The sequence below is a fragment of the Halotalea alkalilenta genome (genome assembly GCF_001648175.1).
Taxonomy (GTDB): domain Bacteria; phylum Pseudomonadota; class Gammaproteobacteria; order Pseudomonadales; family Halomonadaceae; genus Halotalea; species Halotalea alkalilenta_A.
Map to the genome: position 1 here is coordinate 1 of NZ_CP015243.1, position 14428 is coordinate 14428.

General features: G+C 59.3%; 11 protein-coding genes, 2 tRNA genes and 2 rRNA genes. 8 read left to right on the forward strand and 7 right to left on the reverse strand.

The window, feature by feature from the left end; translation table 11 throughout:
• Positions 1 to 137: 137 nt before the first annotated feature.
• The 6 genes from A5892_RS00005 to A5892_RS00030 all read right to left on the reverse strand — a co-directional run bounded on the left by A5892_RS00005 (position 138) and on the right by A5892_RS00030 (position 7134).
• Positions 138 to 3033: ribosomal RNA gene (locus A5892_RS00005) — 23S ribosomal RNA — on the reverse strand.
• Between the two features lie 293 nt (positions 3034 to 3326).
• A tRNA-Ala gene (locus A5892_RS00010) sits at positions 3327 to 3402 on the reverse strand.
• Between the two features lie 37 nt (positions 3403 to 3439).
• Positions 3440 to 3516: transfer RNA gene (locus A5892_RS00015), tRNA-Ile, on the reverse strand.
• A 196-nt stretch (positions 3517 to 3712) separates the two neighbouring features.
• Positions 3713 to 5252 (reverse strand): 16S ribosomal RNA (locus A5892_RS00020).
• The 16S and 23S rRNA genes sit together here with 2 tRNA genes alongside, the layout of an rRNA operon.
• 461 nt (positions 5253 to 5713) lie before the next feature.
• Positions 5714 to 6922 (reverse strand): tyrosine--tRNA ligase, encoded by a 1209-nt coding sequence (gene tyrS / locus A5892_RS00025; RefSeq protein WP_064121050.1) that lies wholly within the window; start codon positions 6920 to 6922, stop codon positions 5714 to 5716.
• Positions 6923 to 6939: 17 nt separating this feature from the next.
• On the reverse strand, positions 6940 to 7134 hold the full coding sequence (locus tag A5892_RS00030; protein ID WP_064121051.1) for a hypothetical protein: 195 nt from the start codon (positions 7132 to 7134) through the stop codon (positions 6940 to 6942).
• Between A5892_RS00030 and A5892_RS00035 the strand changes: the two genes are divergently transcribed.
• The 6 genes from A5892_RS00035 (at position 7133) to A5892_RS00060 (ending at position 11622) form a co-directional block, all read left to right on the forward strand.
• Positions 7133 to 7858: a YggS family pyridoxal phosphate-dependent enzyme gene (locus A5892_RS00035; RefSeq protein WP_064121052.1), complete on the forward strand. Its 726-nt coding sequence runs from the start codon at positions 7133 to 7135 to the stop codon at positions 7856 to 7858. The genes A5892_RS00030 and A5892_RS00035 overlap by 2 nt on opposite strands.
• Positions 7859 to 7918: 60 nt before the next feature.
• Positions 7919 to 8743 carry a pyrroline-5-carboxylate reductase gene (proC, locus tag A5892_RS00040; RefSeq protein ID WP_064121053.1) on the forward strand — a complete coding sequence of 275 codons (825 nt, stop codon included), beginning with the start codon at positions 7919 to 7921 and terminating at the stop codon, positions 8741 to 8743.
• A 78-nt stretch (positions 8744 to 8821) separates the two neighbouring features.
• Positions 8822 to 9415, forward strand: coding sequence for a YggT family protein (locus A5892_RS00045; RefSeq protein WP_064121054.1), 594 nt, complete (start codon positions 8822 to 8824; stop codon positions 9413 to 9415).
• A complete protein-coding gene (gene metX, locus A5892_RS00050; RefSeq protein ID WP_064121055.1) occupies positions 9415 to 10572 on the forward strand; it encodes a homoserine O-succinyltransferase MetX in 1158 nt (385 codons plus the stop codon). The genes A5892_RS00045 and metX overlap by 1 nt, the downstream gene beginning before the upstream one ends.
• A 1-nt stretch (position 10573) precedes the next feature.
• Complete coding sequence (metW, locus tag A5892_RS00055) at positions 10574 to 11155, forward strand: methionine biosynthesis protein MetW (protein WP_064121056.1); 582 nt, start codon at positions 10574 to 10576, stop codon at positions 11153 to 11155.
• A 71-nt stretch (positions 11156 to 11226) separates the two neighbouring features.
• Positions 11227 to 11622 (forward strand): acyl-CoA thioesterase, encoded by a 396-nt coding sequence (locus A5892_RS00060; RefSeq protein WP_027349610.1) that lies wholly within the window; start codon positions 11227 to 11229, stop codon positions 11620 to 11622.
• Here the strand turns inward: A5892_RS00060 and sfsA are convergent.
• On the reverse strand, positions 11589 to 12350 hold the full coding sequence (gene sfsA / locus A5892_RS00065; RefSeq protein WP_064121057.1) for a DNA/RNA nuclease SfsA: 762 nt from the start codon (positions 12348 to 12350) through the stop codon (positions 11589 to 11591). The two genes, A5892_RS00060 and sfsA, sit on opposite strands and share 34 nt — an antisense overlap.
• Positions 12351 to 12532: 182 nt before the next feature.
• On the opposite strand from sfsA, the gene dksA reads away from it, so the two are divergent.
• Positions 12533 to 12970, forward strand: a complete 438-nt coding sequence (dksA, locus tag A5892_RS00070; protein ID WP_027349608.1) for an RNA polymerase-binding protein DksA — start codon at positions 12533 to 12535, stop codon at positions 12968 to 12970.
• 80 nt (positions 12971 to 13050) lie between these two features.
• On the forward strand, positions 13051 to 13962 hold the full coding sequence (gene gluQRS / locus A5892_RS00075; RefSeq protein WP_064121058.1) for a tRNA glutamyl-Q(34) synthetase GluQRS: 912 nt from the start codon (positions 13051 to 13053) through the stop codon (positions 13960 to 13962).
• Positions 13963 to 14428: the final 466 nt, after the last annotated feature.

Here is a 14428-nt window from a genome sequence, read left to right on the forward strand (position 1 = left end):
CTATGGTCGTCAAGCATATTCTGGCGCAAAGCCTGCCCATCAAGGCAAACTTCACTGATTCGTGGATCATGCTGGCCGAGATCGTCTCGTCGTATCCGTTGTCTTCGTCTTTCGATGACCTGACCACTTGGGGTTATATGGTCAAGCCTCACGGACCATTAGTACACGTTAGCTCAAAGCGTTGACCGCTCTTCTACACCGTGCCTATCAACCTCGTCGTCTTCGAGGGTCCTTTAGGGGGCTCGAGGCCCCAGGGAAGTCTCATCTTGAAGGGGGCTTCCCGCTTAGATGCTTTCAGCGGTTATCCCGTCCGAACATAGCTACCCGGCAATGCCACTGGCGTGACAACCGGAACACCAGAGGTTCGTCCACTCCGGTCCTCTCGTACTAGGAGCAGCGCTTCTCAAACTTCCAACGCCCACGGCAGATAGGGACCGAACTGTCTCACGACGTTCTAAACCCAGCTCGCGTACCACTTTAAATGGCGAACAGCCATACCCTTGGGACCGACTTCAGCCCCAGGATGTGATGAGCCGACATCGAGGTGCCAAACACCGCCGTCGATGTGAACTCTTGGGCGGTATCAGCCTGTTATCCCCGGAGTACCTTTTATCCGTTGAGCGATGGCCCTTCCATACAGAACCACCGGATCACTAGAACCTACTTTCGTACCTGCTCGACCTGTCCGTCTCGCAGTCAAGCACCCTTATGCTCTTGCACTCAATGCACGATTTCCAACCGTGCTGAGGGTACCTTCGTGCTCCTCCGTTACTCTTTGGGAGGAGACCGCCCCAGTCAAACTACCCACCACACACTGTCCTTCCCCCGGATCACGGGGGCAAGTTAGAACGCCAATGATGCCAGGCTGGTATTTCAAGGTTGGCTCCCCCCGAACTGGCGTCCAGGGTTCATAGCCTCCCAGCTATCCTACACAAGCAACATCAGCGTCCAGTGTGAAGCTGTAGTAAAGGTTCACGGGGTCTTTCCGTCTAGCCGCGGGTACACTGCATCTTCACAGCGATTTCAATTTCACTGAGTCTCGGGTGGAGACAGTGTGGCCATCATTACGCCATTCGTGCAGGTCGGAACTTACCCGACAAGGAATTTCGCTACCTTAGGACCGTTATAGTTACGGCCGCCGTTTACCGGGGCTTCGATCAGGAGCTTCGCCTAAGCTAACACCATCAATTAACCTTCCGGCACCGGGCAGGCGTCACACCCTATACGTCCGCTTACGCGTTAGCAGAGTGCTGTGTTTTTAATAAACAGTTGCAGCCACCTGGACTCTTCGACCGGTTCGCGCTCCGAGAGCTAGTCTCTTCACCCTACGCCGGCGCACCTTCTCCCGAAGTTACGGTGCCATTTTGCCTAGTTCCTTCACCCGAGTTCTCTCAAGCGCCTTGGTATTCTCTACCTGACCACCTGTGTCGGTTTGGGGTACGGTCACACGTTACCTGAAGCTTAGAGGCTTTTCCTGGAAGCGTGGCATCAACGGCTTCCCAGTTCCGAAAAACTGGTTCGTCTCGTATCTCGGCTTTGAACCTCCGGATTTGCCAGGAGATTCGGCCTACCTACTTTTACCCGGACAACCAACGCCGGGCCCGCCTAGCCTTCTCCGTCCCCCATCGCAGTAACGTCTGGTACGGGAATATTGACCCGTTTCCCATCGACTACGCCTTTCGGCCTCGCCTTAGGGGCCGACTCACTCTGCTCCGATTGACGTCGAACAGAAACCCTTGGTCTTCCGGCGGGGGTGGTTTTCACACCCCTTGTCGTTACTCATGTCAGCATTCGCACTTGTGATACCTCCAGCAGACCTTACGATCCACCTTCGCAGGCGTACACAACGCTCCTCTACCGCTCAGGCCATAGACCTGAACCCGTAGCTTCGGCACCTGGTTTGAGCCCCGTTACATCTTCCGCGCAGGCCGACTCGACTAGTGAGCTATTACGCTTTCTTTAAAGGATGGCTGCTTCTAAGCCAACCTCCTAGCTGTCTAAGCCTTCCCACATCGTTTCCCACTTAACCAGAATTTTGGGGCCTTAGCTGACGGTCTGGGTTGTTTCCCTTTTCACGACGGACGTTAGCACCCGCCGTGTGTCTCCCACGCTGCACTCATCGGTATTCGGAGTTTGCCTCGGGTTGGTAACCCGGGATGGGCCCCTAGCCGAAACAGTGCTCTACCCCCGATGGTGATACGTGAGGCGCTACCTAAATAGCTTTCGAGGAGAACCAGCTATCTCCGAGCTTGATTAGCCTTTCACTCCGATCCACAGGTCATCCGAATCTTTTTCAACAGATCCCGGTTCGGTCCTCCAGTTGATGTTACTCAACCTTCAACCTGCCCATGGATAGATCGCCCGGTTTCGGGTCTATTCCCAGCAACTATGTCGCCCATTTAAGACTCGGTTTCCCTACGCCTCCCCTATACGGTTAAGCTCGCTACTGAGAATAAGTCGCTGACCCATTATACAAAAGGTACGCAGTCACAGGACTTGCCTGCTCCCACTGCTTGTACGCACACGGTTTCAGGATCTATTTCACTCCCCTCGCCGGGGTTCTTTTCGCCTTTCCCTCACGGTACTGGTTCACTATCGGTCAGCCAGGAGTATTTAGCCTTGGAGGATGGTCCCCCCATGTTCAGACAGGGTTTCACGTGCCCCGTCCTACTCGTTTTCACACCCTATGCCCTTTCATGTACGGGGCTATCACCCGCTACGGCCCGACTTTCCAGACGGTTCCACTAGAACATAAGCTGCTTAAGGGCTTCTCCCCGGTCGCTCGCCGCTACTGGGGGAATCTCAATTGATGTCTTTTCCTCGGGGTACTTAGATGTTTCAGTTCTCCCGGTTCGCCTCCGTACGTTATGTATTGGCGTACGGATACCGACCTTCTGGCCGGTGGGTTTCCCCATTCAGAAATCGCTGGATCAAAGGTCATTTGCCACCTCCCCAACGCTTATCGCAGGCTATCACGTCTTTCATCGCCTCTGGCTGCCAAGGCATCCACCGTGTGCGCTTAATCGCTTGACCATATAACCCGAAGGGGTCTGGTCACCGATCAACGAAAACAATTTCGCCGGATACGCTTGAGACGTATCTCTCTGCCCGCCTTGCGGCCGGCAGGCCAGCGTTCACGACACGAGGTCTCCACCCCGGTGTTCGCGCTGGACTTGGTCAGCATGATCCACATTGTTAAAGAGCGTACTGTCGCGAAGACAGTCGGAAACCCACGTCTTCCTCTTGATCCGGAGGACATTGGTTTGCGACTGGCATCGGTATTTTCTTCGTTGGCCTGGACAGCGACCTCGATTCAAACGAATCGATGGTGGAGCCTAGCGGGATCGAACCGCTGACCTCCTGCGTGCAAAGCAGGCGCTCTCCCAGCTGAGCTAAGGCCCCGTTGTCGTCACCGCTCTCACAGATCCAACCAGGAGAATGGTGGGTCTGGGCAGATTCGAACTGCCGACCTCACCCTTATCAGGGGTGCGCTCTAACCAACTGAGCTACAGACCCAGCTTCGGGCACTCAGAGCTTACCTTCGGCATACTTCGAACTGCCGACCTCACCCTGCTTTCCACAAGGTCAGGGGATGCGCTCCAACCAACCGAGCTACAGACCCAAGCCGGGGCCGTAGACCCTTAGTACTTCGCTCTTGCTTTCGATCAGGCAATTTGGTGTGGGTACTCGGCTCAACCACGGCGCTGTCGTTTAAGGAGGTGATCCAGCCGCAGGTTCCCCTACGGCTACCTTGTTACGACTTCACCCCAGTCATGAACCACACCGTGGTGACCGTTCTCCCGAAGGTTAAACTAGCCACTTCTGGTGCAATCCACTCCCATGGTGTGACGGGCGGTGTGTACAAGGCCCGGGAACGTATTCACCGCGACATTCTGATTCGCGATTACTAGCGATTCCGACTTCATGGAGTCGAGTTGCAGACTCCAATCCGGACTGAGGCGAGCTTTCTGGGATTGGCTTCACGTCGCCGCTTCGCAACCCTCTGTACTCGCCATTGTAGCACGTGTGTAGCCCTACCCGTAAGGGCCATGATGACTTGACGTCGTCCCCACCTTCCTCCGGTTTGTCACCGGCAGTCTCCTTAGAGTTCCCGACCGAATCGCTGGCAAATAAGGATAGGGGTTGCGCTCGTTACGGGACTTAACCCAACATTTCACAACACGAGCTGACGACAGCCATGCAGCACCTGTCTCAGAGTTCCCGAAGGCACCCATCCATCTCTGGATAGTCCTCTGGATGTCAAGGGTAGGTAAGGTTCTTCGCGTTGCATCGAATTAAACCACATGCTCCACCGCTTGTGCGGGCCCCCGTCAATTCATTTGAGTTTTAGCCTTGCGGCCGTACTCCCCAGGCGGTCAACTTAGTGCGTTAGCTGCGCCACTAAATCCTCAAGGGATCCAACGGCTAGTTGACATCGTTTACGGCGTGGACTACCAGGGTATCTAATCCTGTTTGCTACCCACGCTTTCGCGCCTCAGCGTCAGTGTCAGTCCAGAAGGCCGCCTTCGCCACTGGTATTCCTCCCGATCTCTACGCATTTCACCGCTACACCGGGAATTCTACCTTCCTCTCCTGCACTCAAGTCCGCCAGTTCCAAATGCTGTTCCCAGGTTGAGCCCGGGGCTTTCACATCTGGCTTAACAGACCGCCTACGCGCCCTTTACGCCCAGTAATTCCGATTAACGCTCGCACCCTCCGTATTACCGCGGCTGCTGGCACGGAGTTAGCCGGTGCTTCTTCTGCGAGTAACGTCCCCCCTCCAGGGTATTAACCCAAAGGCGTTCCTCCTCGCTGAAAGTGCTTTACAACCCGAAGGCCTTCTTCACACACGCGGCATGGCTGGATCAGGGTTGCCCCCATTGTCCAATATTCCCCACTGCTGCCTCCCGTAGGAGTCTGGGCCGTGTCTCAGTCCCAGTGTGGCTGATCATCCTCTCAGACCAGCTACGGATCGTTGCCTTGGTAGGCCTTTACCCTACCAACTAGCTAATCCGACATGGGCTCATCCGATAGCGGAAGGTCCGAAGATCCCCTCCTTTCTCCCGTAGGACGTATGCGGTATTAGCGTGCGTTTCCACACGTTATCCCCCTCTACCGGGCAGATTCCCATGCATTACTCACCCGTCCGCCGCTCGCCACCAGGGAGCAAGCTCCCTGTGCTGCCGCTCGACTTGCATGTGTTAGGCCTGCCGCCAGCGTTCAATCTGAGCCATGATCAAACTCTTCAGTTTAAATCTTGCTGCCCCCCACCTTCGAAAAGACGGACGGCTTAGCCTGGCTCGACAGAGCTGTTACATCGACAAACGATGGATCGCTTGCCTTTGTGGTCGCTGCCTCGATGCCTGACTGGATACATCAGTGACGTTGCCGTCTCATCGAGCCGAGCGCCCACACAAATTGCCTGATCGACTTGTTAAAGAGCGTCTCGTCGCGGGCTGAACCTTGCTTCGAAGAAGCGTGCCCTGCGTCGAGTGGATGAGCATTCTACTCAGAAACGCTTTGGTGTCAACCACTTCCTTGAGGAAGTGTCGTTCGGAACCAGCCAACCACCCGTTCCCGAACCAACCTGAAACACCAAAACAATCAATGACTTGCTCTTCCCGCTGCGGGTTAACCCCGGTCAGCGAGGGCGTACTTTATAGACCCCCTCGCCACTTGGCAAGCCCTTTCCGCAGGTTTTTGATCGCGACTTTCAGCGCTCGGGCACCAACGAAACGCGGGCGAAACTACGCTTCCCTGCCTGAACGACGTAGCTACGGCCGAATTCGAGCAAGGCATCTTTGTCCATCACCACACCATCCACCTTGACCCGCCCGTTGTTGAGCAGGTCTTTGGCCTGGGCGCTGTTCTTGACCAGCCCCGAGCGGTTGAGCACGAAACCGATCGGCACACCGGCGTCCCCTGAGAAAGCGACCTCGACTTCCGGCATGTCCTCAGGCAACTCACCGTCGCCGAGTACGTTACCGCTCGAGCGATGGGCATTGGCCGCCGCCTCTTCGCCGTGATAACGGGCGATCAGCTCGCGCGCAAGCACCATCTTAATGTCACGGGGATTGGCGCCATTGGCCATCTCTTCGCGCAACGCCTCGAGCTCCGCATTGGACTTCAACGAGAGCAGGTCGAAGTACTTCCAGATCAGCGCATCGGGCATGGAAACCAGCTTGTTGAACATCGCCCCCGGCGCCTCGTCGACACCCACATAGTTGCCGAGCGACTTGGACATCTTCTGCACACCGTCAAGACCTTCGAGCAGCGGCATGGTGATCACCACCTGCGGGGTCTGGCCGAAATGCTTCTGGATCTCGCGACCCATCAGCAGATTGAACTTCTGATCGGTACCGCCCATCTCGATGTCCGCTTCGAGCGCCACGGAGTCGTAGCCCTGCACCAGCGGGTAGAGGAACTCATGAAGCGAAATCGCCTGATTCGCCTGATAGCGCTTCTCGAAGTCGTCGCGCTCGAGCATCCTCGCCACCGTGCTTTGCGCCGCGAGCTCAATCATTTCGGCAGCGCCCATCCTGGAGAACCACTCGGAGTTGAACCGCACCTCAGTGAGTTCGGGATCGAGAATCTTGAACACCTGCTGCCGATAGGTCTCGGCATTTGCCCTGACCTGCTCCTCGGTCAGCGGCTTGCGAGTCACGCTCTTTCCGCTCGGATCGCCGATGCGGCCAGTGAAGTCGCCGATCAGGAAGATCACCGTATGCCCCAGCTCCTGGAGCTGACGCATCTTGGTCAGCAGTACACTGTGGCCCAGGTGGAGATCGGGCGCGGTCGGGTCGAACCCGACCTTGATGCGCAGCTTACGACCCGAGCGCAGTTTCTCGAGCAGCGCGTCCTCGAGCAGGATTTCATCGGTGCCGCGCTTGATCAGCTCAAACGCCTCGACAACGTCGTTCATCAATCGTCTCTCTCGCGTCAGGAAAAGCGGATTCGGAAGCGACGCATCCCAACACGCTGCGCCACCTCGCCTGCAAAAAGGGCATGATTGTACCATGTCATCGACGATGCGCCCGCCGCGGCAGCTCGCTTTGCCGTCACCAGCGGCAGTTGGTTAATATCCGACTCCGCCACTTCGATCGCACCAATCTCCTCGCGCAGGAATTCGATCATGCCCGTCGATCCAACCACGCCACAGAGCGTTTCCGACCGCTTCGCGCAGGTCAGCGAGCGTCTCGCCCTGGCCCTCGCCGATGCCGGCCGTGATCCAGCAGCAGCCCGCCTGCTGGCGGTAAGCAAGACGCAGCCAGCGGACCGACTGCGCGCCCTTTACCAGGCAGGACAGCGGGCGTTCGGCGAGAACTACCTGCAAGAAGCGCTGGGCAAGCAGGCCATGCTTTCCGATCTCGACATCGAATGGCATTTCATCGGCCCGATCCAGTCGAACAAGACACGCGACATCGCCGAGCATTTCGATTGGGTACATAGCATCGATCGTGAGAAGATCGCCCAGCGCCTGAATGACCAGCGCCCCAGCGACCTCCCCCTCCTCGACGTATGCCTGCAAGTCAACGTCAGCCAGGAGCAGAGCAAGTCAGGAGTGGCCCCAGAGGCGCTGCTCCCGCTGGCGCAGCGCATAGCGGCGATGCCTCGCCTGCGCCTGCGGGGACTGATGGCGATTCCCGAGCCCTGTGACGATCCCGTACTTCAGCGAGCGCCGTTCGCACGACTGCGCGCGCTGTTCGAGTCGCTTCGGGCGGAGCTGCCGCAGGCTCCACTCGACACGCTGTCGATGGGGATGAGCGCGGACCTCGAGGCTGCGATCACCGAGGGCGCCACCATGGTCAGAATCGGTACCGCCATCTTCGGCCCGCGTGAATATCCGAGTGGCCCCTGAGAAGAAATGCTCGCCGCCGCTCGCAGCGCAACGATGGGGCGGCCAATCAAGGAGTTCGACATGTCCAGCCAGCTGAGCTTCATCGGTGCCGGCAACATGGCCCGCGCGATCATCCAAGGCCTGATCGCGAGCGGCCATCCTCCAGAGAAGATCACCGCCACCGCCACTCGCGAGCAGACCCTCGCACCGCTTCGCGAGCGCTTTGCCATCACGACCTCGCTGGACAATCAAGCAGCCGTGCTGAATGCCGATGTCTTGGTCCTTGCGGTCAAGCCACAGAAGCTCGCCGAGCTATGCGTGGGTCTTCGAGATGCCGTGCAGCAAAGGCGTCCGCTGGTACTGTCGGTGGCGGCAGGCATCCGCTGTAGTTCGATCGAGCGCTGGCTGGGGGGCAATATTGCCGTCGTCCGCTCGATGCCCAATACACCTTCGCTCGTCGGCACGGGGGCCTGTGGGCTTTATGCGGCACCTGGCGTAAGTGATGCACAGCGTGCCCTGGTGGAAAGGCTCATGGGCGCCGTTGGCATCACCGAATGGGTAGAGGAAGAGGAGCTGCTCAGCGTCGTCACCGCGATCGCCGGAAGCGCACCGGCCTACTTCTTCTATATGATCGAAGCGCTGGAAAAAGCGGGCGTGGCCCAGGGCCTGAAGCGGGATAGCGCTCGGCGGCTGGCGATCCAGACCGCGCTGGGCGCGGCGAAGATGGCCGCTCTCGGCGAACATGATCCCGAGACGCTGAAGCGCCAGGTGATGTCGCCCAACGGCACCACCGAGCGCGCGATCCAACGCTTCGAGGCCGGGGGATTGGAGGCGCTGGTGCTCGATGCCTGCAACGCCTGCCGGAACCGCGCCAACGAGCTGGCGGACCAACTCGACCAGCCTTAGCGCAAAGCGCTCGCGCTTTGCCGAAATCACGGGGGCGGCAACAGCCGCCCCTTCACGCGCCTGACACTGGAGGATGCCATGGGCTCCCAGATGGGAAGCATCGGCCTGACGCTGATCAATACGCTGTTCAATCTGTTCGTCTTCGTGCTGATGCTACGCTTTGCGCTGCATGCCTCGCGAGCCGACTACTACAACCCGATGACCCAGGGCGTGGTCAAGGCAACCGGCTGGCTGGTCCATCCGCTACAGCGCCTGCTACGCCCGATCGGCCGTTTCGATCTGGCTTCGCTGGTGGCAGCGATATTGGTCAAGATCGCCGCCCTGCTGCTGATCTTCCTGCTCTTCGCTGGCACCCTTCCCCCTGTGCTCAACCTGCTGATCGCGGGTTTCGCCGGCGCGCTAAATGCCCTGGTGAAGATCTATTTCTTCGCCCTGATCGTGATGATCATCCTCAGCTGGGTCGCCCCGCGAGCGGACCACCCTGGCGCGCTGCTGGTGATCCAGGTCACGGAACCGATCATGTCGCCGCTGCGCAGGGTGATTCCGCCGCTGGGAATGCTCGATCTGTCCCCGATCGTGGCCTTCATCCTGATCAACCTGATCGACAGTATCGTGGTCAGTTCGCTGGTCCGCGCCTCGATGCTGCCGGCCCGCGTGGTGGTGGGATATTGATGGTGAACACGCAGTCGGGTTCGGTGGGCCTGGTCGAACCCAGCATCGCGCGTTTCGATACGCCTCTCGAGCTTGCTTGCGGGAGGACGCTCGATGCCTTCGAGTTGGTCTACGAGACTTATGGCGAACTCAATGCGCAGCGCAGCAACGCCATCCTGATCTGCCATGCGCTGTCGGGCCATCACCACGCAGCGGGCTTCTACCCGGGGGAGCAAAAGCCCGGATGGTGGGACACCCACATCGGCCCCGGCAAGAGCATCGATACCCGTCGCTACTTCGTGGTTGCGCTGAACAATCTCGGCGGTTGCCACGGCAGCACCGGCCCCACCTCGATCAATCCCGCGACCGGACGGATCTGGGGCCCCGACTTCCCGCTGATGACGGTCACCGACTGGGTAGAGAGCCAGGCAAGGCTTGCTGACCATCTCGGCATCCAGCGCTTCGCCGCCGTGATAGGCGGAAGCCTCGGTGGCATGCAGGTGCTGCAATGGTCGCTCGCCTACCCCGATCGCCTGGCCCACGCGGTCGTGATCGCCGCGACGCCGAAGCTTTCGGCGCAGAACATCGCCTTCAACGAAGTGGCCCGACAGGCGATCCGTTCGGACCCCGAGTTTCATGACGGCTGGTACGCTGAGCACGATACGCTGCCTCGCCGAGGATTGAGGCTGGCGCGCATGGTCGGCCATATCACCTACCTCTCCGAGCTGGCGATGGGGGCGAAGTTCGGCCGCGACGTACGTAACGAACTCAACTTCGGCTACGGTGTGGAGTTCGAGATCGAGTCCTACCTGCGCTACCAAGGCGAGAGTTTTTCCAATCGCTTCGACGCCAACACCTATCTGCTGATGACCAAAGCGCTCGACTACTTCGATCCCGCGGGCGCTTGCGATGGCGACCTTGCCGCGGCGCTCGCACCGGCGCAATGCCGCTTCCTGGTGGTCAGCTTCAGTACCGACTGGCGCTTCGCGCCGGAGCGCTCCAAGGAGCTGGTCGATGCGCTGATGCTGGCAGGCAAGCGGGTGAGCTACGCCAACGTGGATTCACCCCACGGCCACGACGCCTTCCTTATGCCCCACCCCCGCTACGACACGGTGTTGGGAGGGTTCCTGCGCCACGCCGGCGACACCCTGTCACTGCCTAGGGCTGAAGATGAATGAGATGAGAGCGGATCTTGCACTGATCTACGAGTGGGTCGCACCGAACACCCGGATGCTCGATCTCGGCTGCGGTGACGGCGCCTTGCTCGAGCTGCTCGGACGCGACAAAGGGGTCACGGGCTATGGCCTGGAGATCGACCACGACGGGATCAATGGCTGCATCACGCGCGGTGTCGATGTGATCGAGCAGGACATCGACCAAGGCTTGGCCAACATCCCGGACGATGCTTTCGACTTGGTGGTGATGACCCAAGCGCTGCAGGCACTCAAGCGGCCCGACCTGACGCTGGACGAGATGCTTCGTGTCGGGCGGGAGTGCATCATCGCCTTCCCGAACTTCGCCTACTGGCGCCACCGCCTGCACCTTGGCATCAAAGGCCGGATGCCGGTCTCGTCATCACTGCCCCATGCTTGGTACGACACCCCGAATATCCACCTCTCGACTTTTCGGGACTTCACCAACCTGTGCCACTCCCGCGGCTACACCATCATCGACCAGGCTGTCGGTCGCCAGGGTTCGTGGAGCGTGCGACGCTGGCCAAACCTGCTCGGCCAAACGGCGATCTTCCGTATCCGCCGCTAGGCCCGGCGCTCGGCGGGAGCCACCGCTCACTGATAGAATCGAATCCAGCCGCCGCACGCCAGGAGACGCAGATGAATTTCCATACCCGCAAATGGATCAAGCCCGAAGACCTCAATCCCAACGGTACCTTGTTCGGCGGTAGCCTGCTGCGCTGGATCGATGAAGAAGCGGCGATCTATACGATCATCCAGCTCGACAACCCTCGCGTGGTGACCAAGTTCATCTCCGAAATCAACTTCGTCTCCAGCGCCCGCCAGGGCGACATCATCGAGCTCGGCATCACCGCGACCCACTTCGGCACCACCTCGATCACGCTCAAGTGTCACGTACGCAACAAGATCACTCGCAAGAGCATCCTCACCATCGAGAAGATCGTATTCGTCAACCTCGGCGAGGATGGCCTGCCTGCGCCACACGGCCGGACCCAGATCACCTACGTCAAGGACCGGCTCCCCAGCGAGGAGTGACTCGCTGGCGTCAGCGCCACTTCCAACCGGCGCTCCAGCGCCATTTCCGCCGTCGTACCCTCGGCCTCGATGCGGCAACCATAGGCCAGCACCTCGACACCGCACCGTACCGCATCGACCAGGCCGGCAGCGTACGCGGGGTCGAGATGCCAGGCCGGCAGCACCCGATCGATTCCCGTATGGGCGACACAGAAGAGCAGCACTGCACGCCCGCCACCGGCGGCGATGCCGCTCAGCGAGCGCAGATGCTTGAGTCCACGTACGCTGACCGCATCGGGAAAGTAGCCAAGTCCGTCCGGCTCGCGAAGCGTCACCTGCTTGACCTCGACGTAGCAGTCGGGAGAGGCGAAATGGTCGAGGCGAAAATCGAGTCGCGCGTCTTCGATACGTACTTCCGCCCGCATTCCCACCCATCCCTTGAGTTCTTCGATCACTCCCCGCTCGAGCGCCTCGCGCACCAAATGATTGGCGCGTGCGGTGTTGACCGAGGCGAACGACGAACGATCGGGATCGTCGAGCTGGATCAGCTCCCAGCTCCACGCCAGCTTGCGCTTGGGGCTATCGCTATACGAGAGCCATACCCTCGCCCCCTCGCGGTCGAGCCCGCGCATCGATCCGGTATTAGCGCAGTGGGCGACCACCTGCTCACCTGAATCCAACACCACATCAGCGAGAAAACGCTTGTAGCGCCGGACCAGGCGTCCTGTACGAAGTTCGTTGAATTTCAAACCATCTCCCGTCCAAAGATCGAAATTCTGTGCTATAAGGCCTCATCGCAATGCCATATACATCTTGCACTGCGAGGTTTTTTTCTATAAAAGGCTCTACCTTCGGTGGGTCAAGCACACCCGTGAGGGTGGGATCGCTGCGACCTTGCGGCCCAAGATACACTGCGCAATGAGGCATCCCCATGGCAGTAGCCGAACAGCAACCGGAAGCGCTGAACAAATTCACCCCGTACCAGCCGGCCCCGGGTGAAGAGTACATGAACGAGAAGCAGCTGGAGCACTTCCGTCAGATGCTGCTGGATTGGAAGCGGGATCTGATGGAAGAGGTCGACCGAACCGTTCGGCATCTTCAGGAGGAAGCGAACAACTTCGCCGACCCTGCCGACCGTGCTACTCAAGAAGAAGGGTTCAGTCTCGAGCTCCGCACTCGTGATCGCGAGCGCAAGCTGCTCAAGAAAATCAACGAGACCATCGAGAAGATCGACGAGGAAGACTACGGCTACTGCGAGGCCTGTGGTGTGGAGATCGGCATTCGCCGCCTCGAAGCCCGGCCAACCGCGACGCTGTGCGTTGACTGCAAGACCCTTGCGGAGCTCAAGGAGAAGCAGCTCGGCGGTTGAACCCCTCGATGCTCATTGATCCACGACGGACGCCTCGGCGTCCGTCTTGCTTGGGATCGAAAACCCAGGGAGCGAAAGCGATGAGCGGGGCTGCAAGCTATCGCGGAAGGTTCGCACCAACCCCGTCAGGCCCGTTGCACTTTGGCTCTCTGATCGCCGCCCTCGCTAGCTGGCTCGATGCACATGCGGTGGGAGGCGAATGGCTGCTGCGCATCGAGGACATCGATCCTCCCCGCTGCCCTCGTGGTGCAAGCGAGGACATCCTCCGCCAGTTGGAAGCATTCGGCCTCCACTGGGATGGCGATGTACGCCATCAGAGCCGGCGTAGCGAAGCCTACCAGCATGCCCTGGAAAAACTCGCCACCCTCGGCCTCGCCTACCCCTGCGGCTGCTCACGCAAGGATTGGCAGGGGTTCGACCACTACCCGGGCTGGTGCCGGGAAGGCAGCCTGCACCCAGATCGCCCGCAGGCATGGCGCCTTCGCACCGATTCAACGCACCAACCGGTCAAGGTCAGTTGGCAGGACCGCAGGCTCGGCCGGCAGGAATGGACCCCCGCCGCACTTGGCGACGTAGTGCTCAGACGACGCGATGGATTCTGGGCCTATCAGCTGGCAGTCACGGTCGACGATGGCGACCAAGGCATCACCGATGTGGTGCGTGGCTCAGATCTGCTCGACAACACTCCCTGGCAGCTGCTGCTACAGCGCAATCTGGATCTACCGACACCCAGCTACCTGCACCTCCCATTGGCCCGCGCCGCCAATGGGCAAAAGCTTTCGAAGCAAAACCTCGCCCCAGCGCTGCCCCGTAGCGAGGAGGCCGCGCGGACGCTTCTCCATGCGGCGCTGCGCGCACTTGGTCAGCATCCACCCGTCGAGTCGCTCGATGCACCGGTTCAGGAGCAGCTCTGCTGGGCGAAGAGCCATTGGCGCAGCACCGCGATCGGGCAGGGCGACATCGTTTTCCGACCGGCCCTCGAGTCTCGCTAGAAACCTATTTCCGCCACCGCGTCGACCATCATGGCGCTGAGTTCAAGCGATCTTTGGTGGCGCACCCAAGGTCGTATCTCGTCGCGCCAGAAACCTCGCTATGCTCAGCCCCAATCGGCAATGCACCAAAAACGACCGTTGGCGCACCATTTTTGAACGCAAGCACCAGCAACTTGGCCGAAGGCTGATGAGGCACGGAGTGACGCTCATCCCACCAAAACCATAACCGCATGTTTTAAATGTAAAAAAAACAAACTGGCACACATCGAGCATTAATATCAGCAAGAAAAACAACAACGCTCGTCAGCGAAGGAATAAAAACAACAACCTTCGCTCAAGGAGGCAGCGCAACAAAAACAACAAGCGCTCCTCTAGACATCCGATACAGCGATACCGACAAGAACAAGAATCGCTGGATGGAGACGAACGTGCCGACATGACAATAACAACGTCGGTCCAGGGAGAG